Here is a 25,443-nt window from a genome sequence, read left to right as displayed (position 1 = left end):
ATTTCAGCAAGGAGAGCAGCTATGAATCTGAAGATCAGTGGACACCATCTCGAACTCACGCCGTCCCTGCGCGAATTTGTCGTCAACAAGCTCGAACGCGTGTTGAGGCATTTCGACCAGCTCATCGGCGCCGAGGTGATCCTCTCTGTCGACAAGACCAAGGAGAAGGCCGGACGCCAGATCGCCAGCGTCACCGTGTATCTCAAGGGCAAGGAAATTTTCGTCGAGAAGTGTGACGAAAATATGTATGCCGCCATCGACAAGCTGATCGACATGCTCGACCGCAAGGTAGTGCAGTACAAGGATAAGGTTCAGGATCACGGTCGCGAGGCCATCAAGCACCAGCAACCTCCCGAGGCGGAACCGCTGCAATAACTCTGTCCAGGCGTGGTAGTCGCATTGGCTGACACTGACGAAAACCCGCACGGAACCACCCGAGCGCATATCCGTCTGTCGTAAGTCTGGCATCACCCACCGCGGGGCCGTTGAACGGCCCCTTTTGTATGGTTCCGCGCAGTTCCGTGTATTGCCGCGGGCTCGGCAGCGGGTGGTCTATAATGCGAGGTCAATCGGGGGTTGGAGGGCGACTAAGCGTTCGCCCGCATTACAAGATGAACCGTTTAGTCAAACTCTTACCTGCGTCCAACATCCTGCTTGGACTGTCTGTCACCAGCAAGAAGCGTGTCTTCGAGCAAGCCGGTCTTCTCTTCGAGAACAATGCCGGCCTGTCGCGCGCCCTGGTCACCGACAACCTCTTCGCCCGCGAGCGTCTGGGCTCGACCGGGCTCGGCGAAGGCGTGGCGATTCCCCACGGCCGCATCAAAGGCCTGAAGCATCCGATGGCAGCGTTCGTGCGCCTCGAAGATGCCATTCCTTTCGAAGCCCCCGACGGGCAGCCGGTTTCCCTGCTGTTCTTCCTGCTCGTGCCCGAGCAGGCGACGCAGCAGCATTTGGAGATCCTGTCGGAAATTGCGCAGTTGCTCTCCGATCGCTCGATGCGCGAGACATTGACCAGCGCAGCCAGCGCCGACGAAATCCATACCGCGCTCGCGAACTGGCAGCCCTGAGCCGCCGCCACCCGGTACGAACCGCCCGCGAACACAGACGAATTCAGTAGCTCTCACATCCAACCGAACGAGGCGACGCGGTGGAACTGACCGGCATCAACGCGCAAAGCATTTTCGACGACAACGCCGCGGCGCTGCGCCTGTCGTGGCTGACCGGCCACGAGGGATGGGAGCGCGGCTTCACGCCCGAGAGCGTGGCCAATGCCACCTCCAGCGCCGACCTCGTGGGTCACTTGAACCTCATCCACCCGAACCGGATTCAGGTGCTCGGTGAGGCTGAACTGGACTATTACAAGCGGCTGACGGAAGAAAACCGCAAGCGGCACATGGGCGAAGTCATCGCGCTGGAGCCGCCGTTCCTCGTGGTTGCCGACGGCCATGAAGTCCCGCCCGATCTGGTGCTGCGCTGTACCCGCTCGTCCACACCGCTGTTCACCACGCCGTTGAAGACGGCGTCGGTCATCGACAGCCTGCGCATGTACATTTCGCGTGTGTTCGCCCCGCGAACCACGATGCACGGCGTTTTCATCGATATTCTGGGCATGGGCGTGCTGCTCACCGGCGACTCCGGTCTCGGCAAGAGCGAGCTTGGCCTGGAACTGATCAGCCGCGGCCACGGCCTGGTCGCCGACGACGCGGTCGATTTCGTGCGCCTCGGGCCGGATTTCGTCGAGGGCCGTTGCCCACCGTTGCTGCAAAACCTGCTGGAAGTGCGCGGTCTGGGCCTGCTCGACATCAAGACGATCTTCGGTGAAACGGCCGTACGCCGGAAGATGAAGCTCAAGCTGATCGTTCAGCTGGTGCGCCGCCCCGACGGTGAATTCCAGCGTTTGCCGCTCGAAGCGCAAACGGTGGATGTACTCGGCCTGCCCATCAACAAGGTGATTTTGCAGGTGGCGGCCGGGCGAAACCTCGCCGTGCTGGTCGAAGCCGCCGTGCGTAACACGATTTTGCAGTTGCGCGGCATCGATACGCTCAAGGACTTCATGGCCCGCCAGCATCAGGCCATGAAGGATTCGGACGACGCCGAAGGCAAACTGCTCTGAACCACTGCCGCACGGCATGTGGCATAGGGCAATAATGTCGCCACGTACGGCGACGCCCCCCATTTCCCAAACCTGCGGGTATACCGCAACTTTTGCGGTTTTCTGTCAACGCCGCGCGATTGCGGCGCGTTTTCTATCATGTTGTAATCGCAACGCGGTCCATCCCCGTGCCCGTGCGTGTCGACCTTATGGAGAGACGATCATGAAGAAAGCACTCGCTGCATTGCTCCTGGTATCCCCGCTGCTCGCATCGCCCGTGTTTGCCCAGACGGCATCCGCCCCCAAGGCAGCCAACTCGCAGCAGAACAAGATGACGGCCTGCAACAAGGAGGCCACCGGCAAGACTGGCGACGACCGCAAAGCCTTCATGAAACAATGCCTGTCCGCTGGGGGCGCCGCACCGGCCGCCAAGCAGACGCAGCAGGAAAAGATGAAGACCTGTAACGCGCAAGCCAGCGGCAAGAAGGGCGACGACCGCAAGGCGTTCATGAAGTCGTGTCTGTCGAACGCACCGGCAGCCTGAGACGGGGTTTTCACCGCCATTTGCCTGACGGCGTCCCTCGCGGGCGCCGTTTTCGTTTGCACGACAGGATTTCACGCAAACTCAGGAAAAAAACGGGGGGAACAGCCTCGTTTTTTCCCGCTCGACACCCGTACGACACAATCGCTTACCATGAGGGTTGTATTCGGGAAATGTCATGAAGATCGTACTGATTACCGGTGTATCCGGCTCGGGCAAATCACTCGCCCTGAATGTCCTCGAGGATGCGGGCTATTACTGCGTCGACAATCTGCCGTCGCGCTTTCTGCCTGAGCTCGCCGTCTATCTCCAAACGCAGAACTACACACGTCTCGCGGTCGCCATCGATGCGCGCAGCGGCGGCTCGCTCGCCGACCTCCCCCCGATCATCGGTGGCCTGCGCCGTTTCGGCCATGACGTGCGCGTCTTGTTCCTCAACGCCACCACGCAAACGCTGGTGCAGCGCTTCTCCGAGACACGTCGTCGTCATCCGCTCTCCGTGGCTGACGAAGACGCGCTCTCGGCGACCGGCTCGCTCGTCGAAGCCATCGAAAAAGAGCGCGAGATGCTCAATAGCGTGACCGAACTCGGCCACCAGATCGACACCAGCAATCTGCGTGCGAGTGTGTTGCGCCGCTGGATTCGCAAATTCGTGCAGCACGATCAGACGGGGCTTACGCTGATGTTCGAGTCGTTCGGCTTCAAGCACGGCGTGCCGCTCGATGCCGATCTCGTGTTCGATGTCCGCTCGCTGCCCAATCCGTATTACGACCTGCAGTTACGCCCGCTGACCGGGCGTGACCAGCCGGTGATCGATTTCCTGTCGGCCATTCCCGAAGTCGACGAGATGATCAACGATATCGCCAGCTATTTGAAAAAATGGCTGCCGAGCTACATGCGCGACAACCGCAGCTATCTGACGGTCGCCATCGGCTGCACCGGCGGTCAGCATCGCTCCGTGTTTATCTCCGAGACGCTTGGCGAGCGCTTTCGTAACGAAGCCAGCGTGCTCGTGCGGCACCGCGAACTCGCGCCCATCGACGCGAAGTGATCGACTGAATCGACTGAATCGGCGGGATGGGCTGAATCGAGCTGATCGTCCAGCCCCGCCAGCCCGCTTCAGGCCGGTAGCGAAAGCTGGCCGTCGCCCGTCACGTGCAGCGACAGGGCGTCGGCAATTTTTCGGATCGGCGAAGGCAAACCCGCTGCCGTCACCCCTGCCCCGTCCAGCCAGGCACGATGCGAATGGTTCGACGACGTCAATGCGTCGTTGATCGATTTGGCCGATGCCGCGGACAACGTCACCATCCACGGCCGCAAGTGAAGTTTGAAATGAGTGAAGACATGCGTGAGGCCATGCAGCGGCACCAGCGACTGGACCGTCCCCTGCTTCACCCCCAGCGCGGCCGCATGCGCGGTGAGCCGCTCGCGTAGCGTCGCATCGTCCGCATCGCGGGCGTCGGTCGGCGGCGTGAGCTCCGGCAGACTCCACAGACCGCCCCAGATGCCGCTATCGGGACGCCGCTCGAACAACACGCGATCGCCCGCACGAATCACCAGGACATCGACATAACGCTCGGGCTGCACCTTCTTCGGCTTGGATGTCGGCAAGGTACGCTCGCGTCCCGTTGCATGGGCGACGCAATCGCCATCGAACGGACACTCGCCGCAACGCGGCTTGCCGCGTCCGCACAGCGTTGCGCCCAGATCCATCATGCCCTGCGTGTAGGCGGGCAAATCGCGCTGCGGCAGCAACGATTCGGCCAACGTCCACATTTCGCGCTCGATCTTCGGCGTGCCTGGAAAGCCCTCAATGCCGAATACGCGTGCGAGCACTCGTTTGACGTTGCCGTCGAGAATGGCGGCATGCGCGTCGTAAGCGAAGGCGGCAATGGCGGCCGCCGTCGAGCGGCCGATGCCCGGTAGCGTCGCAAGTGTCTCGGGGTCCGACGGGAAACGTCCGCCATGTTCGGCCACGACGACTTGCGCACAACGGTGCAGGTTGCGCGCGCGAGAGTAGTAGCCGAGGCCGCTCCAGAGCGCCATCACGTCGTCCTGCGGAGCGCTCGCCAGTGCGGCGACGTCGGGAAAACGCGCCAGAAATCGCGCGTAATACGGAATCACCGTGGCGACCTGCGTTTGCTGAAGCATGATCTCGGAGAGCCAGATGCGATAAGCGTCACGCGTGTTTTGCCAGGGCAAATCGTGGCGGCCATGCTCGGCCTGCCAGGCGATCAGGCGCTCGGCAAAGGTTTGCGCGAGCGTGCTGGCGGCGGAGTCGTTGGGAGAGTCTTTCATCACGGTTTCGGGGGAAGCTTCATGTGCTGCGCTTGAGGGCATGTCAGTGAGCTGGACGCTTGAGCTGAACGTCGGCTCGACCTGCCGTGAACGCACGCGTTATTTCTGACAATGCGGGCAGAAGAACGTGGATCGTTGCCCCTGCACGATCTGCCGGATCGTCGTGCCACACACGCGACACGCCTGTGCGGCACGATCGTAGACGAAATACTCCTGCTGGAAGTAGCCGCTCTGGCCGTCGCTCCCAACGAAGTCGCGCAAGGTGCTGCCGCCCTTCTCGATCGCCGCCGCGAGCACCGTTTTGACAGCCTGCGCGAGCTTCTCGGCCCGTGGACGCGACAGTTTGCCCGCCTGCATGCGCGGATGAATGCCAGCGCGAAAGAGACTCTCCGACGCGTAGATATTGCCCACGCCCACGACAATGGTGCCCGCGAGCAATGCCTGCTTGATGGAGATAGTCCGTCCGCGTGTGCCGGCGTAGAGCCATGCGCCGTCGAAATCGTCGGTGAGCGGTTCCACGCCGAGGCTGGCGAGCAGCGGATGCGCGAGCACGTCGCCCACCGAGCGCGGATGGAACAGCACGGCGCCGAAACGGCGCGGGTCGCGATAGCGAAGCGCGCATCGCTCGAAGACGAGGTCGATGTGATCGTGAACGCCGGCGGCCGGCAGCGACTGCGGTTCCGGCATGACGCGCAACGTCCCGGTCATACCCAGATGCACGAGCAGCCAGCCGGGCGCGTATTCGAGCAGCAGGTACTTGCCGCGACGGGTCACGCCGATGAGCGTTTCGCCTCGCAATAGCGTGTCGAGTCCGTCGGGGACCGGCCATCGCAAGGAGGCGTTGCGCACGTCGATACGCGCAATACGCGTGCCCGCCACGTGCGGCGCAATACCGCGGCGAGTAACTTCGACTTCTGGGAGTTCAGGCATGCCTGCGAACGTTTGCTGAGGATTTAGACTCTATTGTATCGGGCGCGCTACAATCGCTCGAAACCTGCCGTGGATCCCTATGCCGAACACCCGATTCCTGTCCATTCCCGCCGCCGACAATACTGCGGTCACCGTGGCACCCGTGGTTTTGCGCCTGCGCGGCGCCCTGGCCCGCGGGGCGTGGGCCGGTGCAACGGCGCTCGGCGTGACCTGCGCCAGCGCGATCATGGCATTTCTGCCATCTTCGAGCGCATTCGCCCAAAGCGGGCCTGCCGCCCAGACGGCACCGAAGGCGCCCGCCGCGCCGGCCAGCGCCCCTGCGGCTGCGCCGACTGCCTCGCCCGCCAAGGCGAGTGCTCCGGGCGCCGCCAGCGGCGCAGATGCGGACGCCGATAGCGAAGACGTTTCGCCCAATGCCGACGTCCCGAAAGAAAAACTCCCGAATGTCACGCTCTCCAGCGAGATCGTCTTCGAGGTGTTGGCCGCCGAACTGAGCCTGCAACAAGGCAGTCTGGCCCCCGCCTTCAACACGTACATCGCCCTGGCCAATCGCACGAAGGATCCGCGCATGGCGCGTCGCTCCGTCGAGATCGCGCTCGGTGCGCGTCAGCTCGGCGATGCGCTTATCGCCGCCAAGCTGTGGCATCAGCTCGATCCCTCGTGGCGTCCGGCCTCGCAATTGCTCGCCAGCCTCGAAGTGGGCACCGGCCATCTGGCCGAAGCCGAGCCGCTGCTCGTCGAAGAACTGAACAAGGTGCCGGAAGCGCGTCGCGGGCAGGCCATTCTCGAGTTGCAGCAGATGATCGCCCGCAGCCCGGAACGAGCCACGGGCATCGACTCGCTCAATCGCATGCTGGCGAACGACATGCAGCGTCCCGAGGCGCAACTGGCCATTGCCCGCTCGCAACTCGACGCAGGCGATACCGCCGGAGCGCGCACGTCGCTCGAGACCGCCCTCAAGCTCAAGCCCGATTACGAGGCCGCCGCACTGCTCTACGGACAAATGGGCCCCGAAGAGCGCACCAGTGCCATCGCCGGTTTGAAAGCGTTCCTCGATCGGAATCCGAACGCCAAGGAAGCGCGCTTCGCCTACGCCAAGCTGCTGCTCGCCGACAATCAGCTCGACGTTGCGCAGAAACAGTTCGAGACGCTTGAGAAGCGTTATCCGCACGAGTTGTCGACGCTCATGGCACTGGCGCTGCTGAACCTGCATGCCAACCATTCCGCGCAAGCCGAGCAGTATTTGCAGAAGTACGCCGCGGAAGCCGAACAGCAAAACACCGACGGCGCGCAGGCCTACATCTACCTCGCGCAGATCGCGCAGGATCGCAAGGACTACCCCGCCGCGGACAAGTGGCTCTCGAAGATTCGCGAAGACAGCAACGTCTATCTGCCTGCGCAGATTGGTCGTGCGCAGTTGCTCGCCGATCAGGGCAAGGTCGACGAAGGCCGCGCGCTGCTGCATGGCATCAAGTCGAGCGACCCGCGTGAGCAACTCGCGCTCAAGCGCGCCGAGTCGGACCTGCTCGTCAAGGCCAAACGCTATGACGACGCCGAGAAGCTGCTCGCCGTCGAGGTCAAAAACAATCCGGACGATCCGGATCTGCTCTATCAGTACGGCATGGTTGCCGAGCTCAATAAGCATTACGACGTGATGGAAAAGGCGATGCGCCGGGTCATGACGTCGCAGCCGGAGAATGCTCAGGCGTACAACGCACTGGGCTACTCGCTGACCGAGCGCAATACGCGCTTGCCGGAGGCGCTCAAGCTGTTGCAAAAGGCGTCGTCGCTCTCGCCTGACGATCCGTACATCATGGATAGCCTGGGCTGGGTGAAGTACCGCCTCGGCGACAAGCCACAGGCACTCGAATTGCTGCGTCGTGCTTATGGCATTCAGGCGCAGGCGGAAATCGGCGCACATCTGGGTGAGGTGCTGTGGGAATCGGGCCAGCAGGACGAAGCGCGCAAGACCTGGCGCGAAGCCCTCAAGCTCGATGGCGATGACGACACGCTGCGCTCGACCATGAAACGCTACAACGTCGCACCGTAATGCACATGCTGTCGAAGTCTGCGGTATTGCCGTTCGTTGCCGTTCGTCGCGCTGGCGCCCGGACAACCGTCTCGTTGGCCCGGTTCGGCCGGGCGGCTGCATTCGCACTGGCCTGCTCGGCCGTCGTGCTCGCTACCGGGTGCGCCAGCCTGACGCCGCCGGCGCCTGTCGAGCCGTCGGCGGGTGCCAGCGTCGAACACTATCGCGGCCGCTTCTCCGTGCGTTACGAGCAAAACGGCGAGGCTCGCAACACGTACGGGAATTTCGACTGGCAGCAGAACGGCGAAAACGCGACCGTCCAACTGCTCGATCCGCTTGGACAGACGCAGGCGATCGTGCGCGAGAATCCGCGCAGCGCGTCGCTCGAACTGCCCGGCAAGGCGCCTCTGACCGGGCCGCGTCTCGAAGATGTGATGCACGACGCGCTGGGCTTTGCACTGCCTGTCGGCGGCCTGCGCTACTGGCTGCGCATGCAGGGGGCGCCGGGTTCGCCGGCGAGCATCGAGCGCGATCCGCAAACGCAACGTCCGACGCATCTGAAGCAAGACGGGTGGACGATCGACTATCAGGCGTATTTCGATGGCACGCCGCTGCGTGTCAAGCGCGTCGATCTGTCGCGCGAGCTCGACGGCTCCCCGCTGGCCGTGCGGCTGGTCATCGACGAATAACGCACGGGCGTTCGCCATTCGATCTGGCGTGCCCGGCACGATCTCGATTGGACGTCAGGCGCTAGCGTGTGTGTGCAGCGACGTCCGCGCATCAACGGTGCTATCCTTGGCGCCGCCCGGTCAGGCGCGCTTGGCACGTCAACGGTGCCTTGAGCGCGACTTGGGTGCGCTTCAGACGCGCGTTGATCCCCTGTCGATCTCTCCTCGATCCCATCGGGCCCGGGAATCCTCCCCCATCCCAGGACACCGACGCGGCCGCGTTGCCGCGCCGCCGTCCGATAGCCATCGTTTCGCATTGCCATGTACGAAATCCTGCGTGACTGCCCGGCCCCGGCCAAGCTGAACCTGTTCCTGCACATTGTGGGACGCCGGCCCAATGGCTATCACGAACTGCAAACCGTCTTCCAACTGATCGACTGGGCCGACACGCTGCACTTCGAGCGCCGCGACGACGGTCAGATCGTGCACACGAACCCATTGCCGGGTGTGCCGCCGGAGACGGATCTGACGGTACGGGCAGCCCGCTTGCTGCAGGAACACTGCGGTGTGCGTTTCGGCGTGGACATTGGCATCGAGAAGCGGCTGCCGGCGGGCGGCGGCATCGGTGGCGGCAGTTCCGACGCGGCCACGACCCTGCTCGCGCTCAACCGCATGTGGCAATTGGACCTGCCGCGCGAAACCCTCCAGACGCTCGCCCTGAAACTCGGCGCGGACGTACCGTTTTTCGTCTTTGGCCGCAACGCGTTTGCCGAGGGCCTGGGCGAGGCGTTGCAGGCCGTGAATCTGCCGCAATGGCACTTTCTCGTGGTCAATCCGCGCGTGCATGTCGCCACCAACAAAATATTTACGGATCCCCTGTTGACAAGGGATACGAAGATCGTCACAATGGCGTTCTTTCTTGAGCACGCCAACAAAAACGTGTTCGAAACGGATGAAATTTTCCGTAACGACATGCAGGCGGTTGTCACTCGAGAATACGCGGAAGTCGCTGCTGTGATTGACTGGTTCAGAACCTTCACCACGGCACGCATGACGGGATCCGGAGCCAGCGTGTTTGCAGTATTCGACACAAAAGCTGAAGCGGAAGCGGCATGCAAGCGGTTGCCAGAGCGCTGGATCGGTCAAGTGACCACTAGCCTGGCCGAACATCCAATGTTCGCCTTCGCGTAAAAGGGTTTTACTTTGTTGTGTTTCCTACGACACAGCAAGGGTATCGGTTAGTGTAGGGGAGTCGCCAAGTTGGTTAAGGCACCGGATTTTGATTCCGGCATACGAGGGTTCGAGTCCTTCCTCCCCTGCCAATTTCTCTGTCGTACAGTCTCAGCATCCAATCGTCCCGCAGGTAGCCAGATGAGTAGTGATAACCTGATGGTATTCACCGGGAACGCCAATCCCGCCCTGGCCCAAGCGGTCGTCGACACCCTCGGTATCCCGCTTGGCAAAGCCATGGCCAGCCGGTTCTCGGATGGTGAGATTCAGGTCGAAATTCAGGAAAACGTGCGTGGCAAGGACGTCTTCGTTCTTCAGTCGACGTGCGCTCCGACCAACGACAATCTGATGGAATTGATGATCATGGTCGACGCGCTCAAGCGCGCTTCTGCCGGCCGGATCACCGCTGCCATCCCGTATTTCGGCTATGCCCGTCAGGATCGTCGCCCCCGTTCGGCGCGCGTGGCGATCTCGGCGAAGGTCGTGGCCAACATGCTGCAAATCGCGGGCGTCGAGCGCATCATCACGATGGACCTGCACGCCGACCAGATTCAGGGTTTCTTCGATATCCCGGTCGACAACATCTACGCTTCGCCGCTGCTGCTGCAAGACGTGCGTGCACAGAACCACGAAAACCTGCTGGTGGTTTCGCCGGACGTCGGCGGTGTGGTGCGTGCCCGTGCATTGGCCAAGCAACTGCATTGCGATCTGGCCATCATCGACAAGCGTCGTCCGAAGGCTAACGTCGCCGAAGTGATGAACATCATCGGTGAAGTCGAAGGTCGTACCTGCGTCATCATGGACGACATGGTCGACACCGCCGGTACGCTGTGCAAAGCCGCACAGGTGTTGAAGGAACGTGGCGCGAAGAAGGTTTATGCCTACTGTACGCACCCGGTTCTCTCGGGCGGCGCCGCAGCGCGTATCAACGCCTCGGAGCTCGACGAAGTCGTCGTGACCGACACGATTCCGCTGCGCGACGACTCGAAGGGCGGCAAGATTCGCCAGTTGAGCTGTGCGAACCTGCTGGCCGAGACCTTCTCGCGCATCCGTCGTGGCGACTCGGTAATGTCGCTGTTCGCGGAATAAGCGTTCGGTAAAATTTTGCGACGGCGCCTGTGTGGCGCCGTTGTTCTGTCGGCGGGGAGCCTATCCCCGCCTTTGTTGTTCCTGAAGCTCGCATTTTTTGCGGGGAATTCGGGAAGAAATCGCTGCCTGGTCGCGGGCAGTTCAAGGAGTTGTTATGAAAGTCGTCGCTTTTGAGCGTAATCTGCAAGGTACGGGTGCGAGCCGCCGCCTGCGCAATGCCGGTAAGACCGCAGGCATCGTGTACGGTGGTAATGTCGATCCGCAACTGATCGAACTCGATCACAATGCACTGTGGCACGCTCTCCGCAAGGAAGCCTTCCACTCGTCGATCCTCGAGCTGGAAGTCGCTGGCAAGACCGAACAAGTGCTGCTGCGCGATGTGCAGTACCACCCGTTCAAGCAACTGGTTCTGCACGTGGATTTCCAACGTGTCGACGCGAACAAGCCGATCCACGTGAAGGTACCCCTGCACTTCCTGGGCGCTGAGAACGCCCCGGCCGTGAAGCTGGCTGCAAACGTGATCAGCCACATCCTGAACGAACTGGACGTCAGCTGCCTGCCGGGCAAGCTGCCGGAATTCCTGGAAGTCGACCTGTCGACGCTGGAAGCCGGCAAGACGGTGCACGCCAAGGACGTCAAGCTGCCCGCCGGCGTGACGCTGACGCTGCACATCGAGCAAGAAAACCCGGTGGTGGCGCAAGCCGTTCAACCGGCGGGTGTTGCTGCTGACGAAGCGGCTGCTGCTCCGGCTGAAGGCGAAACGCCGGCTGCCTAAGCCTCGTGCGCTAGCCTTCAGCGGCGACGCTGGACGCAAGACCCGCCGCGACATCATGTCCCGGCGGGTTTTTTTATGGCGGTACGCATGCCACGATGGCGCGTGCCAACCTCCTGATACCGAAATGATCAAGCTGATCGTAGGGCTCGGCAATCCGGGCGCCGAATATACAGCGACGCGTCACAACGCGGGCTTCTGGTTCGTCGACGCGCTGGCGCAGCAATGCGGCGCCTCGCTCACGAACCAGAAGAACTTCCATGGCTTCGCCGCACGTGCGCGCGTCGCCGGACAGGAAGTGTGGTTGCTCGAGCCGCAAACCTTCATGAACCGCTCAGGGCAATCGGTCGTCGCGCTCGCGCGCTTCTACAAGATCCTGCCGGACGAAATTCTTGTCGTGCACGACGAACTCGATCTGCTCCCCGGTACGGTCAAGCTCAAACGCGGCGGTGGCAGCGGCGGGCACAATGGTCTGAAGGACATTGCCGCACATCTGACGACACCCGAATTCTGGCGCCTGCGTCTGGGCATCGGACATCCGCGCACACTGCAACCGGCAGGCGGCCAGCAGCAGGTCGTGGACTTCGTGCTCAAGCCGCCGCGCAAGGAAGAGCAGGCGCAAATCGACGACGCGATGTCGCGCTCGCTCGACGTCGTCGATCTGGTAGTCAAAGGTGAGATGGAAAAGGCGATGATGCGTTTGCACGCCGCGCCGGGGAAATAGGCGGGCTGCCAGGGACTGCGCAGAACCAAGCAGGAACAATAAGCAGGAATAAGCAGCGAAGATGCAGGATGAGCGGCTGAACGCCGCTCAAGCCATCCTGCGATCGCTCAGGCCGATTTGGCCGCTTGCAGGTGGGTGTACTTCTCGAGCAATTGTGTGGGCGTCTCTACGTGCTCCGGGTTGATGGGGATACATTCCACCGGACACACCTGCACGCACTGCGGCTCATCGAAGTGTCCGACACACTCGGTGCATTTGTTCGGGTCGATCTCGTAGATCTCGACCCCCATCGAAATTGCGTCGTTCGGGCACTCTGGCTCGCACACGTCGCAATTGATGCATTCGTCGGTAATCATCAGTGCCACTTTCGACTCACTTTCCTCTGGCCATTCATAAACTTGCGTGAACCCTGGCGAATGGCAGCCGTTGCGGTTCCTTGAACGTTTTACAGATTATACGAAAGTTGGCGGACATCCACTGACCCCGCCGCGACGGCAACGGGCGCACGCCCTCGTCCATGCACCGGTTCCGCCCTCAGACCGGCTCGCTTTGGTGCACAACGCGCTGCAGCGCGTGCAAAGTACAGGCCGCGTCCCCACCTTCCCCCTCTCAACAGGCGCCCCCCTTGGTTCGAGCGAACTGGCACGGTTAGTGCTTTTGTACTGAGCACAACTGGTCGTACCAGTACGACCTCGTTTGCCTGCGCTCGATTTCGCGAACGCAAGCCCCTTCCGTCGTCGCCTTAGCCTAGGAGTTGGATCAATGCCTGCGTTCTTTCATCAAACCGGTCGTCGCCGGATGCTGCAAGCGGTTGTCGTCGCGTCGCTGGGAAGCCTCGCGGGTCTCGCCCACGCCGATGCACTGCAAACGGTCGCGAAGACCGGCGTCATCCGTATTGCGATCCCGCAGGATTTCCCGCCGTTCGGCTCGATCGGCACGGACCTCAAGGTCCATGGCTACGACATCGACATGGCCGAGCTCATCGGCAAGGAAATCGGCGCCAAAGTCGAACTCGTGCCGGTCATCAGCACGAACCGTATCGCCTATCTGACGACCGGTAAGGTCGACGTCGTGATTTCGTCTCTGGGCAAGAATGCGGAGCGCGAGAAGGCCATCGACTTTACGCAGGCCTACGCGCCGTTTCCCAAGAGCGTCTACGGCCCGCAGGACATCGTGATAAAGGGCCCCGCGGATCTCGCGAACAAGACCATCGCGGTCACGCGGGGTTCGACCGAAGACCTCGCGCTGACTGCCGTCGCACCGCAGAGCGCCAACATCAAGCGCTACGAAGACAACAACGCGACCGCGGCGTCTTATCTGGCGGGTCAGGTGCAACTCGTCACGCTGGGCAATATCGTCGCGAATGCGGTTCGCGAGAAGAGCAAGCAGCGTGCGTTCGATCTGAAATTCCCCGTCGAGGAAACGCCCTGCTACATCGGTGTCGGCAAGGGAGAAACGGCGCTGGTCGCGAAGCTGAACGCCATCATCGACAAGGCAAAGGCCGACGGCCGTCTGAACGCCATGTCCGTCAAATGGATGCAGGCCCCGCTGCCGAAAGGCTTCTGATACGGCGGATCGACCAAGCGATAAAAAACCCCGAGGCGTCGGAGGACGCAGCGGGGTTTTTCTTTGCCGCGACGAATCGCGAATCTTGCAAGCGCGCGAAACTCAGCCCTTGGTCGATATATCGCCGACTTTCGTGACCAGCCACTTTTCGACGGACGGGAACACGAACTTGCTGACGTCGCCACCCAGTTGGGCGATTTCGCGCACGATCGTGCCGGAGATGAATTGGTATTGGTCGGACGGTGTCATGAACATCGTCTCGACGTCGGGCAACAGGTAGCGGTTCATCCCCGCCATCTGGAACTCGTATTCGAAGTCGGACACGGCGCGCAGACCGCGCACGATCACACGTGCCTGATGTTTGCGCACGAAGTCCTTGAGCAGGCCGGAAAACCCTTCGACGCTTACGTTCGGATAGTGTCCGAGCACTTCACGCGCGATGTCGATGCGCTCTTCCAACGTGAAGAACGGTTTCTTGTTTCGGCTATCGGCCACCCCGACCACGAGCTTGTCGAAAATGCCCGCCGCACGGCGGACCAGATCCTCGTGACCTCGGGTCAGCGGGTCGAACGTCCCCGGATAAATCGCCACTACCATGCCAACGTCTCCTCGCGGCTGGGGACCGGTGCTACGTACTTATTCATTGTGGTCTCTAGGTTTTCGGAATCGATTCAAGCAAATGATAATGCACCGCTCCGGCTTTCGCCCGGCGCAGGCACGCGAGGTCGAGCGCGGCAAGCGCGTCGTCTTCCAGCGCGATGTCGGATTCGGCGTAGATCACGCCATTCGGCGCAAGCAGACGAGCGACCGGCGCCAGCAGATCGCCCAGCCAGCCACTCGCGAACGGTGGATCGAGAAACACCACGTCGAAAACCCCGGGCGAGAGTGTGGTTATCAGGCGTCTTGCGTCGGCCTGCACGATCTCGATCTGGTCTGCGCCGAGTTTGGCCTGATTGGCGCGCAACTGTCGAACGGCGGGCGCCGCCTGCTCGACCATCAGCACGCGTTGTGCACCGCGCGAGGCGGCCTCGAAGCCCAGGGCACCGCTGCCCGCAAAGGCGTCGAGACACTGCTTGCCGCTCAGATCCTGTCCGAGCCAGTTGAATAGCGTCTCGCGCACGCGATCGGGCGTGGGCCGCAGACCGTCGCCCGGCGGCACCGGCAGCGGCGTGCGTTTCCACTGACCGCCGATGATCCGCACCTGTTGCGGCGCGCCACGTGCCACGTTCCCAGCACCGGACTTCATACCGTCCTCCGCGACACTGACGCCGCTTTGCCGAGCACACCGCAGACGGTGCAAAAATGGGGGCGCGCGTGACGTTGCACGCGCTGAGAATCCAAAATCATGGCAATTCACGCTACATTGTTGAGGCGAAACATACCACATCGTCCGCGCCCCATGCCGCATCAGGGCTTGCGAGCCTGCCGCAATGCACCTTTCCCGGCCGGTGAGAGTCCGATTGCCCCCCCTGCCGCCGACACCCCCCGGCCGCCCGACAGGAGACCGCCAGACTTGCCATGACCAACGCCGCTATCGAGATAACCGAGCTATGCAAGGCCTATGACGGCCGCCCAGTGGTCGATCACCTGTCGCTACGCGTCGCGCCAGGTGAGTGTTTCGGCCTGCTGGGCCCCAACGGGGCGGGCAAGACCACAACGCTGCGCATGCTGCTGGGGCTGGTCACACCGGACGCGGGCGAGATCCGCCTCGGCGGCATGTCCGTCCCGCGCCTTGCCCCGGAGGCCCGCCGACGCGTCGGTGTCGTGCCCCAGTTCGACAATCTGGACCCCGACTTCACCGTGCACGAGAACCTGTCCGTCTTCGGCCGCTATTTCGGACTCTCCTGCGCCGATATCCGCGAGCGCGTGCCCGCGCTACTCGCCTTCGCGCGCCTGGAGTCGAAGGCCGACGCGCGCGTGAGTCAACTCTCCGGCGGTATGAAGCGCCGCCTCACCCTCGCCCGCGCCCTCGTCAACAACCCCGATATTCTGGTACTTGACGAGCCCACCACCGGCCTCGACCCGCAGGCGCGGCACCTGATCTGGGAACGGCTCAAATCGCTGATGAACGAGGGCAAGACGATCTTGCTCACGACGCACTTCATGGAGGAGGCCGAACGCTTATGCCACCGGCTGTGTGTCATTGATGCCGGACGCAAGATCGCCGAGGGCACGCCACCCGAATTGATCGCGCGTGAAATCGGTTGCGATGTCGTGGAAGTGTTTGGCGACGTGCCGCAGCCCCTGCTCGCGCGACTCGCCCCGCTGGCCGATCGCATCGAAACCAGCGGCGAGACGCACTTCTGCTACGTACGCGACGCGGCCCCCGTCGTGAGCGCACTTCAGGACCAGCCCGGCGTGCGATATCTGCATCGGCGCGCCAATCTGGAGGACGTCTTCCTCAAACTCACGGGACGGGAGATGCGCGATGACTGAGCATGATCAAGACCACCGCGCGCGTGCAGATGGCGCGACTGTCTCAACAACACAAGCGCCGCCGCGGCCCCATGCGCCGGGGCACCGTCCCGATGCGCCGCGCTATCTGCCTGGCGTCACATCGTGGATCGGTGTCTGGCGGCGTAACTTCCTTGTCTGGCGCAAGCTCGCCATCGCCTCGATGTTCGGCAATCTCGCGGACCCGATGATTTATCTCTTCGGATTGGGATTCGGCCTCGGGATGATGGTCGGCGACGTCGACGGCACGTCGTACATCGCTTTTCTCGCAGCAGGCACGGTCGGCTCGAGCGTGATGTTCTCCGCGAGCTTCGAGTCGATGTATTCGGGCTTCTCACGCATGCATGTCCAGCGCACGTGGGAAGCGCTCATGCACACACCGTTGACGCTGGGCGACGTCGTGCTCGGCGAAGTCGTTTGGGCCGCCAGCAAGGCGGTGCTCTCGGGAATCGCGATCCTGCTGGTGGCGAGCGTGCTCGGCTACGCACATATCGACAGTCTGGCGGTCGTGCTGCCTGCCATCCTGCTCGCCGGGTTGGCATTTGCCAGTCTGGCCATGGTGATGACAGCGCTCGCGCCGAGCTACGACTTCTTCATGTTCTATCAGACCCTCGTGATGACACCCATGCTGCTGCTCTCGGGCGTGTTCTTCCCGCTGTCGCAACTCCCGGCAGCGGCGCGTCATGTGACGGAATGGTTGCCGCTCGCCCACGCCGTGGCCCTGATTCGCCCCGCCATGCTCGGACGCGCCATCGACATGCCCTGGCTGCACGCCGGTGCGCTTGCGCTTTACGCCCTCGTCGGCTTTTCCGTCGCACTAGTGCTGCTGCGCCGGCGGATTCTCCGATAGGAAGTGGTGATGTTATCGGGCAAACGCCGACGTATCTTCGACGCCAAAGAAAAAACGGCACCGGGAATTCCCGGTGCCGTTTTTTGTTCATCTCGGGGGCTATCGCGCGTTATCGTGCAAACGCCGCTAACGAGGCTAACGAGGCTAACGACGCGGACGTCGCTTCCGCCGCTCCCGCCATTAACGGCATTAACGGCATTAACGGCATTAACGCCATTAACGCCATTAACACCATTAACACCACTAACGCCACCGACGTCGCTACCGCCGCTAAAGCGGTAGCGCCCCTGATTACTTCGACTTCTTGCCCGCCGTGGGCGTCCCACTGGGTGCCGCAGCGCCGGCGCTCGCCGCCCCGAAGACATCGCTCGGACCCACGACAACGGTAGCAAGCCGGTCCGGCTGCACGTGACGCGCAAACGCCCCCTTCACCTGCGCAGCCGTCACCGCCTCGACCTTGGCCGTCCATGTGTCGAGATAGTCCAGCGGCAGGTTGTAGAAGCCGATGGCCGCTACGTTCGCCAGCAGTTTGCGATTGCTGTCCAGACGCAGCGGGAAGCCGTTGGTCAGGTTGTCCTTCGCGGCCTGCATCTCCGCGTCGGTCGGCCCTTCCTGCACGAACTTCGCCAATGTCTCACGCACGACCTTGAGCGCTTCGGGCGCCTGCTCGCGACGCGTCTGCAAGTTGATCTCGAAGGGCCCCTCCTGCAGTTGCGGCATGAAGCTGCTCGACACGCCGTACGTCAGGCCACGCTTCTCGCGCACCTCCGCCGTGAGACGTGACACGAAACCGCCGCCCCCCAGCACGTAGTTCCCCACCAGTAACGGGAAGTAGTCGGGATCACTACGCGCCAGCGACGCTTGCCCCGTCGCGATGTGCGCCTGCTCGGCCGGGTGTGGCAGATCGATCTGCACGGCACTGCGCAGCCCCGCCACCGCCGGCATCGCCGGAGGGTCGATACCGGCCGGCATCGCATCCGTGAGCATGGCCACCAGCTTCTCCGCCTGAGCGCGGTCGATGTCACCGACGATGGAGACGACCGCCCGCTTCGGGCTGTACATGTCGCGATAGAAGCGCAGCAGATCGTCACGCTTCACCGCGTTCACGCTGGCGACCGTCGGACTCACGCCGTACGGATGGCTGCCGTAGATCGCGCTGCGGAACGCCTTCTCGGCGATCGCATCGGGCTTCGTGTCGGATTCGGCAATCGCTGCCGACAAACGCGCCGCCTCGCGCTTGAGCACCGCATCGGGGAACGTGGGATGTTGCAGGAACTGCGCCATCGTATTCACGGCCGCGTCACGCTCAGCCGCGGAGGACAGCGTGCGCATGGTGACGGTCGCCGCGTCGCGTCCGGCGCTGGTCCCCTCCATGGCGCCCACGTCGGCGAAACGGTCGGCAATCTGCGCCTCACTCAGTGCAGGACGCCCACCCACCGCTGCAGCCCCCGAATCGAGCAAACCAGCGGTAATCAACGCCAGCCCCGACTTGCCGGGCGGATCGTAACGGCTACCCGCATCGAAATCGATGTTCACATCGATCATGGGGATCGAGCGGCTCTCGACCAGCATCACCTTGGCACCCGACGGCGCGATCCAGCTCTGAATCGGCAACGCCGCGCGGGCGGTGAGCGGCGCAACAGCCGCAATTGCGCCAGCGGCAACGCAGGTCAACAGTCCCGTTCGCGCGGGCACGGGCAACGCACGCAACAGTGCGGAAATTTTCATCATCGTGTGGCCCTCTCAGCGCATGTTCTTCAGGTCTTCCGCCCCTTGGGCGCGGCGCTTGCGTGTCGCTTCGTCAACCGGTTGCGGCAGCAGCGTCGCCACCGTCAGAGACTCGTCGCCAAAGTATTTTCCGGCCACCGCCTGCACCTGTGCGGGCGTTACCGCCTTCACCTTCTCGAGAATGCGATCGATCTGACGCCACGAGATGCCGGACATCTCGTTCAGACCGATTTCCATCGCCTGCCCGAACACCGAATCGCGCTTGTAGATTTGCGACGCAATGACCTGCGCCTTCACACGCTTGAGCTCGGCTTGCGTCACGCCGTGCGCCGCAATGTCGGCCACCTGCGCGCGCAACGCCTTCTCGATCTGATCGGTCGTCTTACCCTGTGCGGGGGTGCCGTCCATGATGAAGAACTGCGGGCCACGGCCAACGCCGTCGTAACTCGCGCCGACCTCGTTCGCAATGCGCTGCTCGCGCACCAGACGGCTGGTGAGGCGCGCATTGCCATAACCGTCGAGCACGGCGGAGAGCACTTGCAGCGCGTAGACATCGTCGTCCGTCTCGACGTCGGTCAAGCGCGGCGCACGCCACGCGAGCATCACCGTCGGATTCTCGGCAGGGGCCTTGACGAACACGCGGCGCACGCCCAATTGGGCCGGCTCGCTCTGCGGGCGACGCTCCGGCAACGCCCGCTGCTTGAGCGGACCGTAGTACTTCTCCGCCATTGCCTTGACCTGCGCCGGCTCCACGTCCCCGCTCACGACGACCACGGCGTTGTTCGGCGCGTACCAGCGCTCGTACCAGTCGCGGGTGTCCTGCACGGTCATGTGCTGAAGATCGTCCATCCAGCCGACGATCGGGCGGCGATACGGATTGGCAACGAGTGCGGAGGCCATCAACTGCTCATAGAGGAGTGCGCGCGGCTGGTCGTCCGTGCGAAGCCGGCGCTCCTCCATGACCACCTGAATCTCTTTGGCGAATTCATCGGCCGAGAGCGTCAGATGGGCCATACGGTCGGCTTCGAGACGCATCATTTCCGGCAGGCGCGACTTCTCCGTCTGCTCGAAGTAGCCCGTGTAGTCCTTGCTGGTGAACGCATTCTCGCGCCCGCCCAGTGCCGCGACCTGACGCGAGAACTGACCTGGCCCGACGGTACTCGTGCCCTTGAACATCATGTGCTCAAGTGCGTGGGCAACGCCCGTGGTGCCGTTAAACTCGTCGAGCGACCCGGCGCGGTACCAGACCACGTGGGCCACCGTCGGCGCCCGATGGTCTTCGCGCACGATCAGCCGCAGGCCGTTCGATAGCGTGAATTCCGAAGTGTTGTCCGTCGTTTTGCTGCCGGTGGTATCGGCGGCGTGGCTCAGGCTCATCGCACCCGCCAATGCCAGACCGGCCAAGGCGTGTCGCCAGCGCATGGTTCCCGTCATGAATCCCCTTTCGCCCGTTCTGGACGTCGATTCGTGTCTGATAAAATACGTCGCATTTCCCGCGTCGGAAACAACGACCCGCCCATTGTAGGGTGTTTTGTGCGGCGCGAATCGCAGGACAAATCACAGCCGCACGCCGATAGCGCGCCCCCACGTTGAGTTCTTCACCCCATGTTCAGTTTCTTCAAGCGCTTCAAGTCGGGCGGTAACAAGGCCGCCGAGACGAGCACCGAGCCGACGCAGCCCACCGAATCGCACGAGTCGCCCAAGTCTCCCGCGTCGCCCGCGTCCGCAGCGCCGGTTCAAGCGCCGCAGACGCCCGCACCTTCGTCCCCGACGCGCGATACCGGTGCTGCGAAGATCGATACCGCTGTGGCTCAACCCGTGGCGCCGACACCAGCATCCCCCGTCGCAGCACCGGTGGCACCGTCGGCGCAACCCGTACCGCAAGCACCGGTCGCCGAGCCCGTCGCGGTACCGGTAGAGGCCCCGCAAGCCCCGGTCAGCCCCGCTGAAAATACGGCGCAGTCCGAGCCGGCTCGGGGCGATGTCCCAACGCTCGGCACGCCGGTTGAATCCACGCCGACGCCTGCCCCGCAGATCACGTCGGCCGCCATCGAGGCGATTGCACCGGCTGCCCCGATTACGCCAGTCGCACCGCCCGCACCGGTCACAACGGCGGCGAACGCTGCCCCCGTCACGTCCGTCACGCCCACCGCACCCACTGCGCCTGCCGCCCCGGTCGCCCTCGTCCCCGCGCCAGCCGCCCCCGTCGTCGTCAAGGACTCACACGGCGAGGCCATCGGCGAGATCGTCGCAGCCCCCGAGCCGGCCCCGGCAGCCAAGCGCTCGTGGCTCACCCGCCTGAAGGCCGGGCTGTCGAAGACGAGTGCGGGCCTCACGGGCATCTTCGTCGGCGTGAAGGTCGACGAAAATCTGTTCGAAGAACTCGAAGGCGCGCTGCTGATGAGCGACGCCGGCGTGGAAGCCACCACGTTCCTGCTCGACGCCCTGCGCAAGAAGGTCAAGGCCGAGCGCCTGACCGAAGGCGAGCAGGTCAAGCGCGCCCTGCACGATCTGCTGGTCGAACTGCTCCAACCGCTCGAGCAAAGTCTCGTGCTCGGCCGCATAGCCCCAATGGTGGTGATGATCGCGGGCGTGAACGGCGCCGGGAAAACCACCAGCATCGGCAAGCTCGCCAAGCACTTCCAGCACTACGGCCAGTCCGTCCTGCTCGCTGCGGGCGACACCTTCCGCGCGGCAGCCCGCGAGCAACTGGCCATCTGGGGCGAACGTAACAACGTCGCCGTCGTCGCACAGGAAAGCGGCGATCCGGCCGCGGTCGTGTTCGATGCAGTGAGCGCCGCGCGTGCCCGCAAGATCGACATCGTGATGGCGGATACGGCCGGCCGTCTGCCGACGCAATTGCATCTGATGGAAGAGTTGAAGAAGATCAAGCGCGTGCTGAGCAAGGCCGACGACGGCGCACCGCACGAGGTGCTGCTGGTGATCGACGCCAACACCGGTCAGAACGCACTCGCGCAGGTCAAGGCATTCGACGATGCGCTCCAGCTCACCGGCCTCATCGTGACCAAGCTCGACGGCACGGCCAAGGGCGGTATTCTGGCCGCGATTGCGCGTCAGCGTCCGGTGCCGGTGTACTTCATCGGCGTGGGCGAAAAGGTCGAAGACCTGCAACCGTTCTCGGCCCGCGAATTCGCCGACGCCCTGCTGGGGTAAGCCAACGCCTGCCATAAAGCGAACGGCCCGTACAGTTGTGTCGGGCCGTTCGTTTTTTCATCCCCTGCCGAATCGTTACATCTGCTGCCCGACGAGTCCTGCGCAAAGCCCCCACATCATCAGGCCGACCACGCCGTCGAGAATCTGCCAGGCGCGAGCGCGCGAGAACAGCGGCGCCAGCAAACGCGCACCGTAGCCAAGCGCCGTGAACCACAGAACCGAGGCGATCATCGCCCCGCCAGCAAACCACACGTTATCGGGCGACGCCTCACGCGCCCCGATGCCGCCGAGCAGGATCACCGTATCGAGATAGACATGCGGGTTGAGCAGCGAGAGCATCAGCACGAGCACCACCGCGCGTTGCCAGCTCATCGCTTGCGTGGCCGCGCGACTGCCGTCGGCCTGCAACGCCCCCGCGCCGCGAAACGCCGCACGCCAGGCACGCAGACCGTAAAGGAACAGGAACGCGGCGCCGCCCCACGTCACGACGGTGATGAAGCGCGGGTACGCCGCGATCAGGCCGCCCATGCCCGCCACGCCCGCGGCGATCAGCAACATGTCGCAGATCGCGCAGACGGTGACGACCACGCCCACGTGACGTCGCAGAATTCCCTGACGCAGCACGAAAGCATTCTGCGCGCCAATCGCCATGATGAGGCTGGCGCCAAGCGCCATGCCCCGCCAGAAAGCCGGATCGAACATCGGGAAATTACTCGGCGTCGGGTTGCGCTTCGGGTGCGGCGCGCTGAAACGCTTCGAGCGTCTGGCAATGGGCGTTGATGGCGGCAATGCGCGGGAACATCGTCATATCCACATTGAAACGGTTCGCGTTGTAGACCTGCGGCACGAGGCAGCAGTCCGCGAGCGTGGGCGTATCACCGTAGACGAACTTGCCCGGCGAGGTCTGCGCGGCCAAACGCGCTTCGAGCGCCTTGAAACCTTCCACGATCCAGTGAACGTACCAGGCGTTCTTCTGCGCTTCCGTCACACCCAGATCCCGCTTGAGAAAGCGCAGCACCCGCAGGTTGTCGATCGGATGGATGTCGGCGGCAATGTCCAGCGCCAGGGCACGCACCTGCGCACGCGCCACCGGGTCGGCCGGCAGGAGCGCGGGGGCCGGATGCACGTCCTCCAGATATTCGATGATGGCCAGCGATTGGTGGATGTTCACGTCGCCGTCGACGAACGTCGGCACCAGCGCATTGACGTTGAGCGCGAGGTAGGCCGGCTTGAGCTGCTCGCCGCCGTCACGCACCAGATGCACCGGTGCGATGTCGTAGGCGAGTCCCTTCAGGTTCATGGCGATGCGCACCCGGTACGCGGCGGAACTGCGGAAATAGCTGTACAGCGTGGACATGGCAGACCTCGAAAGCATGAATTTTGATGACACGGCAGACGGGCGGTAGCGCCGTCGGGCGTCGCGTCCGAACCCGAGATGGTACTGCAAGCGCTGGCCCCGATGACACCTGATTGCGTATGATGGATGGAGACTTGCCCACGAACCTCCCGAACCCGAATTCGAAGCGTCATGACCTCTGCCGCCCCATTTGCCTGCGCGCCGCTGCTCAAAATCATCGCCCGGGGAGCGAAAGGCGCACGCGCGCTGAGCGCCGACGAAACCCGTACGCTTTTCGACGCCATCCTTGCCGACCGTGTCACCCCGGCGGAGTTGGGCGGCGTGCTGATCGCCTACCGCATCAAGGGCGAGACGCCCGTTGAACTGCGCGCGATGCTCGACGCCGCGCATGCCACCTTTCCCCCGCTCGTCGCCCCCGCCGGCGCCCCGCCGCCCGTCCTGCTGCCGAGCTACAACGGCGCGCGCAAGCAACCGAACCTCACGCCGCTGCTGGCGCTGCTGCTTGCCCGCGAGGGCATTCCGGTGCTGGTGCACGGCCAGCATCACAGCGGGGCGAACCGCGTCGGCACGCACGCCATCTTCGCGGCGCTCGGGCACAACGCCTGCCGCTCGGCGGCTGAGGCGGAAACGGCATTGAACAGCCGTCGTGTCGCCTACTTGCCCATCGCGGCGCTTTCGCCCGCGTTGGAGCGACTGCTCGAGATGCGCGCGGCATTGGGGGTGCGCAACTCGGGCCATACCGTCGTGAAGCTCTTGCAGCCGTTTGCCGGCCCGGCGCTGCGGCTTGTGAACTACACGCATCCGGAATATCGGGAGACATTGAGTGAGATGTTTGCCGACGACGCCAATAGCGCGGCACCGGGCGTGTTACTGGCGCGTGGCACGGAAGGCGAACCGGTCGCGGACGCCCGCCGTCAGACCGCCATCGATGGCTTTTCGGATGGCCGCTACACGTTGTGGCAAGCGGCGGAAGAAGGCACCACGGGCGTCCCCCCGACGCTCCCCGCCGCCGACGCCCCGGCTACCGCCCGATGGATCGAAGCCGTGCTCGCGGGAGACGTTGCAGTGCCCGCCCCCATCGCCCGGCAGGTCGAGGTGATACGTCAGGCGCTGGGGGGGAGGGGCTGATCGGACGGATTGCCCCGGCCGGTGTCGACGATCATTAGGACGCAATATGCCCGCACCACTGGCGAACTCGTCCGAATTTCGTCGAAAAGCACGAATTCAAGCAATAAACATGGTTTTTTCGGAACATTCCATTCCGAAACCCATCAAATCGTCTGTTTTGGGAAGACGCCCGATGAGGACCGGGCGTGGTGAGGATCAGCGGGGGTGGCAAACGACTTAGTCGGCCGACGCCATGCGGGTCGCCTGCCACGAGATCACGCGCCAGGCTTCGGACAGGAGTTTGTGAACCGCGGTGTAGGTCATTTGCGAGGCAAGCGAGCCGGTTGCCGTTTCCAGCTCCACTTTCAGCTTGCCGGTAACGACCACGGTGTCGCCGAACTCGCGCAGTTCCTGCGCCTTGGGATCGACATCGATGTCGAGATAACGACGGCGGCCAGAACTGATCGCCTCGAGAAATTCGCGTTTGGTTTCGCGTTTCCCGTTCGAGTGGACGTAGAACAAGTCGTCGGCGAGGAGCTTTTCCAGCTCATCGACGTCGCCTTCCACCATCGCTTCGAAGCGCGCCGATTCGAGTTCTCGTACCGCGTCAATGTGCTTGCCAGCCATGCCGACCTCCCGTCTTCGCCATCACAATACCTTCGCGGCTTGGGTTGCAATTTACACCATCCGAGTCACGTTTGCGCCAGTGACTTCTCCCGTTTCACGGAGGGTGCTGGAAAACCCCGAGAGGGCGGAAACTTCCCGCCCAGCAAGGGTTCTAACGTCTTTAGCACTCATCGAAAGAGAGTGCTAAAATGTTTTCCCAGAGGCTAA

The 25,443-nt window shown here is 63.2% G+C and carries 26 protein-coding genes and 1 tRNA gene; 17 read left to right on the top strand and 10 right to left on the bottom strand.

The window, feature by feature from the left end:
- Positions 1 to 21 precede the first annotated feature (21 nt).
- From hpf to rapZ, 5 genes are all read left to right on the top strand, one after another.
- Complete coding sequence (gene hpf / locus ACIPHM_RS06375; protein ID WP_400325698.1) at positions 22 to 375, top strand: ribosome hibernation-promoting factor, HPF/YfiA family; 354 nt, start codon at positions 22 to 24, stop codon at positions 373 to 375.
- A gap of 182 nt (positions 376 to 557) precedes the next feature.
- A complete protein-coding gene (ptsN, locus tag ACIPHM_RS06370; RefSeq protein ID WP_400325696.1) occupies positions 558 to 1,067 on the top strand; it encodes a PTS IIA-like nitrogen regulatory protein PtsN in 510 nt (169 codons plus the stop codon).
- Positions 1,068 to 1,147: 80 nt separating this feature from the next.
- Positions 1,148 to 2,113 (top strand): HPr(Ser) kinase/phosphatase, encoded by a 966-nt coding sequence (hprK, locus tag ACIPHM_RS06365; RefSeq protein WP_400325694.1) that lies wholly within the window; start codon positions 1,148 to 1,150, stop codon positions 2,111 to 2,113.
- 202 nt (positions 2,114 to 2,315) lie between these two features.
- The gene (locus ACIPHM_RS06360; RefSeq protein WP_400325692.1) at positions 2,316 to 2,636 is read left to right on the top strand and encodes a PsiF family protein; all 321 of its coding nucleotides are present in this window, start codon (positions 2,316 to 2,318) and stop codon (positions 2,634 to 2,636) included.
- A 175-nt stretch (positions 2,637 to 2,811) separates the two neighbouring features.
- Positions 2,812 to 3,684, top strand: coding sequence for an RNase adapter RapZ (gene rapZ, locus ACIPHM_RS06355; RefSeq protein ID WP_400325690.1), 873 nt, complete (start codon positions 2,812 to 2,814; stop codon positions 3,682 to 3,684).
- Between the two features lie 68 nt (positions 3,685 to 3,752).
- Here rapZ and mutY read toward each other — a convergent pair whose 3' ends face one another.
- Positions 3,753 to 4,931: an A/G-specific adenine glycosylase gene (mutY, locus tag ACIPHM_RS06350; protein ID WP_400325688.1), complete on the bottom strand. Its 1,179-nt coding sequence runs from the start codon at positions 4,929 to 4,931 to the stop codon at positions 3,753 to 3,755.
- Positions 4,932 to 5,030: 99 nt separating this feature from the next.
- On the bottom strand, positions 5,031 to 5,861 hold the full coding sequence (gene mutM / locus ACIPHM_RS06345) for a bifunctional DNA-formamidopyrimidine glycosylase/DNA-(apurinic or apyrimidinic site) lyase (protein ID WP_400325686.1): 831 nt from the start codon (positions 5,859 to 5,861) through the stop codon (positions 5,031 to 5,033).
- Positions 5,862 to 5,940: 79 nt separating this feature from the next.
- Here mutM and ACIPHM_RS06340 point away from each other — a divergent pair, with 79 nt between their 5' ends.
- The 7 genes from ACIPHM_RS06340 to pth all read left to right on the top strand — a co-directional run bounded on the left by ACIPHM_RS06340 (position 5,941) and on the right by pth (position 12,373).
- Entirely contained in the window at positions 5,941 to 7,911 is a 1,971-nt protein-coding gene (locus tag ACIPHM_RS06340; protein ID WP_400325684.1) for a tetratricopeptide repeat protein, read from the top strand.
- Between the two features lie 5 nt (positions 7,912 to 7,916).
- Positions 7,917 to 8,579: an outer membrane lipoprotein LolB gene (locus tag ACIPHM_RS06335; protein WP_400325681.1), complete on the top strand. Its 663-nt coding sequence runs from the start codon at positions 7,917 to 7,919 to the stop codon at positions 8,577 to 8,579.
- Positions 8,580 to 8,879: 300 nt separating this feature from the next.
- Complete coding sequence (gene ispE / locus ACIPHM_RS06330; protein ID WP_400325679.1) at positions 8,880 to 9,749, top strand: 4-(cytidine 5'-diphospho)-2-C-methyl-D-erythritol kinase; 870 nt, start codon at positions 8,880 to 8,882, stop codon at positions 9,747 to 9,749.
- A gap of 54 nt (positions 9,750 to 9,803) precedes the next feature.
- A tRNA-Gln gene (locus ACIPHM_RS06325) sits at positions 9,804 to 9,880 on the top strand.
- 49 nt (positions 9,881 to 9,929) lie between these two features.
- Complete coding sequence (locus tag ACIPHM_RS06320; protein ID WP_039395490.1) at positions 9,930 to 10,877, top strand: ribose-phosphate pyrophosphokinase; 948 nt, start codon at positions 9,930 to 9,932, stop codon at positions 10,875 to 10,877.
- Between the two features lie 154 nt (positions 10,878 to 11,031).
- A complete protein-coding gene (locus tag ACIPHM_RS06315; protein WP_400325676.1) occupies positions 11,032 to 11,652 on the top strand; it encodes a 50S ribosomal protein L25/general stress protein Ctc in 621 nt (206 codons plus the stop codon).
- A 124-nt stretch (positions 11,653 to 11,776) separates the two neighbouring features.
- The gene (gene pth, locus ACIPHM_RS06310) at positions 11,777 to 12,373 is read left to right on the top strand and encodes an aminoacyl-tRNA hydrolase (RefSeq protein WP_400325673.1); all 597 of its coding nucleotides are present in this window, start codon (positions 11,777 to 11,779) and stop codon (positions 12,371 to 12,373) included.
- A gap of 107 nt (positions 12,374 to 12,480) precedes the next feature.
- Here pth and ACIPHM_RS06305 read toward each other — a convergent pair whose 3' ends face one another.
- Entirely contained in the window at positions 12,481 to 12,738 is a 258-nt protein-coding gene (locus ACIPHM_RS06305) for a YfhL family 4Fe-4S dicluster ferredoxin (protein WP_039395480.1), read from the bottom strand.
- A gap of 433 nt (positions 12,739 to 13,171) precedes the next feature.
- Here ACIPHM_RS06305 and ACIPHM_RS06300 point away from each other — a divergent pair, with 433 nt between their 5' ends.
- The gene (locus ACIPHM_RS06300) at positions 13,172 to 13,939 is read left to right on the top strand and encodes a transporter substrate-binding domain-containing protein (protein WP_400326534.1); all 768 of its coding nucleotides are present in this window, start codon (positions 13,172 to 13,174) and stop codon (positions 13,937 to 13,939) included.
- Between the two features lie 102 nt (positions 13,940 to 14,041).
- On the opposite strand, the gene coaD is transcribed toward ACIPHM_RS06300, so the two are convergent.
- Positions 14,042 to 14,536 carry a pantetheine-phosphate adenylyltransferase gene (gene coaD / locus ACIPHM_RS06295; protein ID WP_400325670.1) on the bottom strand — a complete coding sequence of 165 codons (495 nt, stop codon included), beginning with the start codon at positions 14,534 to 14,536 and terminating at the stop codon, positions 14,042 to 14,044.
- Positions 14,537 to 14,591: 55 nt separating this feature from the next.
- Positions 14,592 to 15,185, bottom strand: coding sequence for a 16S rRNA (guanine(966)-N(2))-methyltransferase RsmD (gene rsmD / locus ACIPHM_RS06290; protein WP_400325667.1), 594 nt, complete (start codon positions 15,183 to 15,185; stop codon positions 14,592 to 14,594).
- Positions 15,186 to 15,457: 272 nt separating this feature from the next.
- Between rsmD and nodI the strand changes: the two genes are divergently transcribed.
- Both nodI and ACIPHM_RS06280 read left to right on the top strand, forming a co-directional pair.
- Complete coding sequence (gene nodI / locus ACIPHM_RS06285) at positions 15,458 to 16,375, top strand: nodulation factor ABC transporter ATP-binding protein NodI (RefSeq protein WP_400325664.1); 918 nt, start codon at positions 15,458 to 15,460, stop codon at positions 16,373 to 16,375.
- The gene (locus ACIPHM_RS06280; protein WP_400325661.1) at positions 16,368 to 17,243 is read left to right on the top strand and encodes an ABC transporter permease; all 876 of its coding nucleotides are present in this window, start codon (positions 16,368 to 16,370) and stop codon (positions 17,241 to 17,243) included. Before nodI ends, ACIPHM_RS06280 begins: the two co-directional genes overlap by 8 nt.
- 291 nt (positions 17,244 to 17,534) lie before the next feature.
- Here the strand turns inward: ACIPHM_RS06280 and ACIPHM_RS06275 are convergent, their stop codons facing one another.
- Together ACIPHM_RS06275 and ACIPHM_RS06270 are read right to left on the bottom strand one after the other, a co-directional pair.
- Entirely contained in the window at positions 17,535 to 18,974 is a 1,440-nt protein-coding gene (locus ACIPHM_RS06275) for a M16 family metallopeptidase (RefSeq protein ID WP_400325659.1), read from the bottom strand.
- A gap of 12 nt (positions 18,975 to 18,986) precedes the next feature.
- Entirely contained in the window at positions 18,987 to 20,405 is a 1,419-nt protein-coding gene (locus tag ACIPHM_RS06270; RefSeq protein WP_400325656.1) for a M16 family metallopeptidase, read from the bottom strand.
- A 420-nt stretch (positions 20,406 to 20,825) separates the two neighbouring features.
- Between ACIPHM_RS06270 and ftsY the strand changes: the two genes are divergently transcribed.
- Entirely contained in the window at positions 20,826 to 22,145 is a 1,320-nt protein-coding gene (gene ftsY, locus ACIPHM_RS06265) for a signal recognition particle-docking protein FtsY (protein ID WP_400326531.1), read from the top strand.
- A 75-nt stretch (positions 22,146 to 22,220) separates the two neighbouring features.
- Here the strand turns inward: ftsY and ACIPHM_RS06260 are convergent, their stop codons facing one another.
- The gene (locus ACIPHM_RS06260; protein ID WP_400325653.1) at positions 22,221 to 22,847 is read right to left on the bottom strand and encodes a LysE/ArgO family amino acid transporter; all 627 of its coding nucleotides are present in this window, start codon (positions 22,845 to 22,847) and stop codon (positions 22,221 to 22,223) included.
- Between the two features lie 7 nt (positions 22,848 to 22,854).
- Positions 22,855 to 23,502, bottom strand: a complete 648-nt coding sequence (maiA, locus tag ACIPHM_RS06255) for a maleylacetoacetate isomerase (RefSeq protein ID WP_400325650.1) — start codon at positions 23,500 to 23,502, stop codon at positions 22,855 to 22,857.
- A gap of 171 nt (positions 23,503 to 23,673) precedes the next feature.
- Between maiA and ybiB the strand changes: the two genes are divergently transcribed.
- Entirely contained in the window at positions 23,674 to 24,630 is a 957-nt protein-coding gene (ybiB, locus tag ACIPHM_RS06250) for a DNA-binding protein YbiB (protein WP_400325648.1), read from the top strand.
- 216 nt (positions 24,631 to 24,846) lie between these two features.
- On the opposite strand, the gene ACIPHM_RS06245 is transcribed toward ybiB, so the two are convergent.
- Complete coding sequence (locus ACIPHM_RS06245; RefSeq protein ID WP_400325645.1) at positions 24,847 to 25,236, bottom strand: nuclear transport factor 2 family protein; 390 nt, start codon at positions 25,234 to 25,236, stop codon at positions 24,847 to 24,849.
- Positions 25,237 to 25,443 lie beyond the last annotated feature (207 nt).

The sequence above is a fragment of the Pandoraea sp. NPDC087047 genome (assembly GCF_044745225.1).
Taxonomy (GTDB): Bacteria; Pseudomonadota; Gammaproteobacteria; order Burkholderiales; family Burkholderiaceae; genus Pandoraea.
The sequence above is the reverse complement of the archived record's forward strand: the minus strand, read 5'-3'. Positions and strand labels throughout refer to the sequence as shown.

Coding starts and splice junctions, on each gene's coding strand:
- maiA (WP_400325650.1), bottom strand. CDS start 23,502: ATGTCCACGCTGTACAGCTATTTCCGCAGTTCCGCCGCGTACCGGGTG.
- ACIPHM_RS06260 (WP_400325653.1), bottom strand. CDS start 22,847: ATGTTCGATCCGGCTTTCTGGCGGGGCATGGCGCTTGGCGCCAGCCTC.
- mutM (WP_400325686.1), bottom strand. CDS start 5,861: ATGCCTGAACTCCCAGAAGTCGAAGTTACTCGCCGCGGTATTGCGCCG.
- ptsN (WP_400325696.1), top strand. CDS start 558: ATGCGAGGTCAATCGGGGGTTGGAGGGCGACTAAGCGTTCGCCCGCAT.
- ACIPHM_RS06360 (WP_400325692.1), top strand. CDS start 2,316: ATGAAGAAAGCACTCGCTGCATTGCTCCTGGTATCCCCGCTGCTCGCA.
- ispE (WP_400325679.1), top strand. CDS start 8,880: ATGTACGAAATCCTGCGTGACTGCCCGGCCCCGGCCAAGCTGAACCTG.
- ACIPHM_RS06280 (WP_400325661.1), top strand. CDS start 16,368: ATGACTGAGCATGATCAAGACCACCGCGCGCGTGCAGATGGCGCGACT.
- ACIPHM_RS06315 (WP_400325676.1), top strand. CDS start 11,032: ATGAAAGTCGTCGCTTTTGAGCGTAATCTGCAAGGTACGGGTGCGAGC.
- nodI (WP_400325664.1), top strand. CDS start 15,458: ATGACCAACGCCGCTATCGAGATAACCGAGCTATGCAAGGCCTATGAC.
- ACIPHM_RS06340 (WP_400325684.1), top strand. CDS start 5,941: ATGCCGAACACCCGATTCCTGTCCATTCCCGCCGCCGACAATACTGCG.
- coaD (WP_400325670.1), bottom strand. CDS start 14,536: ATGGTAGTGGCGATTTATCCGGGGACGTTCGACCCGCTGACCCGAGGT.
- rapZ (WP_400325690.1), top strand. CDS start 2,812: ATGAAGATCGTACTGATTACCGGTGTATCCGGCTCGGGCAAATCACTC.
- hpf (WP_400325698.1), top strand. CDS start 22: ATGAATCTGAAGATCAGTGGACACCATCTCGAACTCACGCCGTCCCTG.
- ACIPHM_RS06335 (WP_400325681.1), top strand. CDS start 7,917: ATGCTGTCGAAGTCTGCGGTATTGCCGTTCGTTGCCGTTCGTCGCGCT.
- ACIPHM_RS06270 (WP_400325656.1), bottom strand. CDS start 20,405: ATGACGGGAACCATGCGCTGGCGACACGCCTTGGCCGGTCTGGCATTG.
- ACIPHM_RS06275 (WP_400325659.1), bottom strand. CDS start 18,974: ATGATGAAAATTTCCGCACTGTTGCGTGCGTTGCCCGTGCCCGCGCGA.
- ACIPHM_RS06320 (WP_039395490.1), top strand. CDS start 9,930: ATGAGTAGTGATAACCTGATGGTATTCACCGGGAACGCCAATCCCGCC.
- pth (WP_400325673.1), top strand. CDS start 11,777: ATGATCAAGCTGATCGTAGGGCTCGGCAATCCGGGCGCCGAATATACA.
- ACIPHM_RS06245 (WP_400325645.1), bottom strand. CDS start 25,236: ATGGCTGGCAAGCACATTGACGCGGTACGAGAACTCGAATCGGCGCGC.
- mutY (WP_400325688.1), bottom strand. CDS start 4,931: ATGAAAGACTCTCCCAACGACTCCGCCGCCAGCACGCTCGCGCAAACC.
- ybiB (WP_400325648.1), top strand. CDS start 23,674: ATGACCTCTGCCGCCCCATTTGCCTGCGCGCCGCTGCTCAAAATCATC.
- ACIPHM_RS06300 (WP_400326534.1), top strand. CDS start 13,172: ATGCTGCAAGCGGTTGTCGTCGCGTCGCTGGGAAGCCTCGCGGGTCTC.
- rsmD (WP_400325667.1), bottom strand. CDS start 15,185: ATGAAGTCCGGTGCTGGGAACGTGGCACGTGGCGCGCCGCAACAGGTG.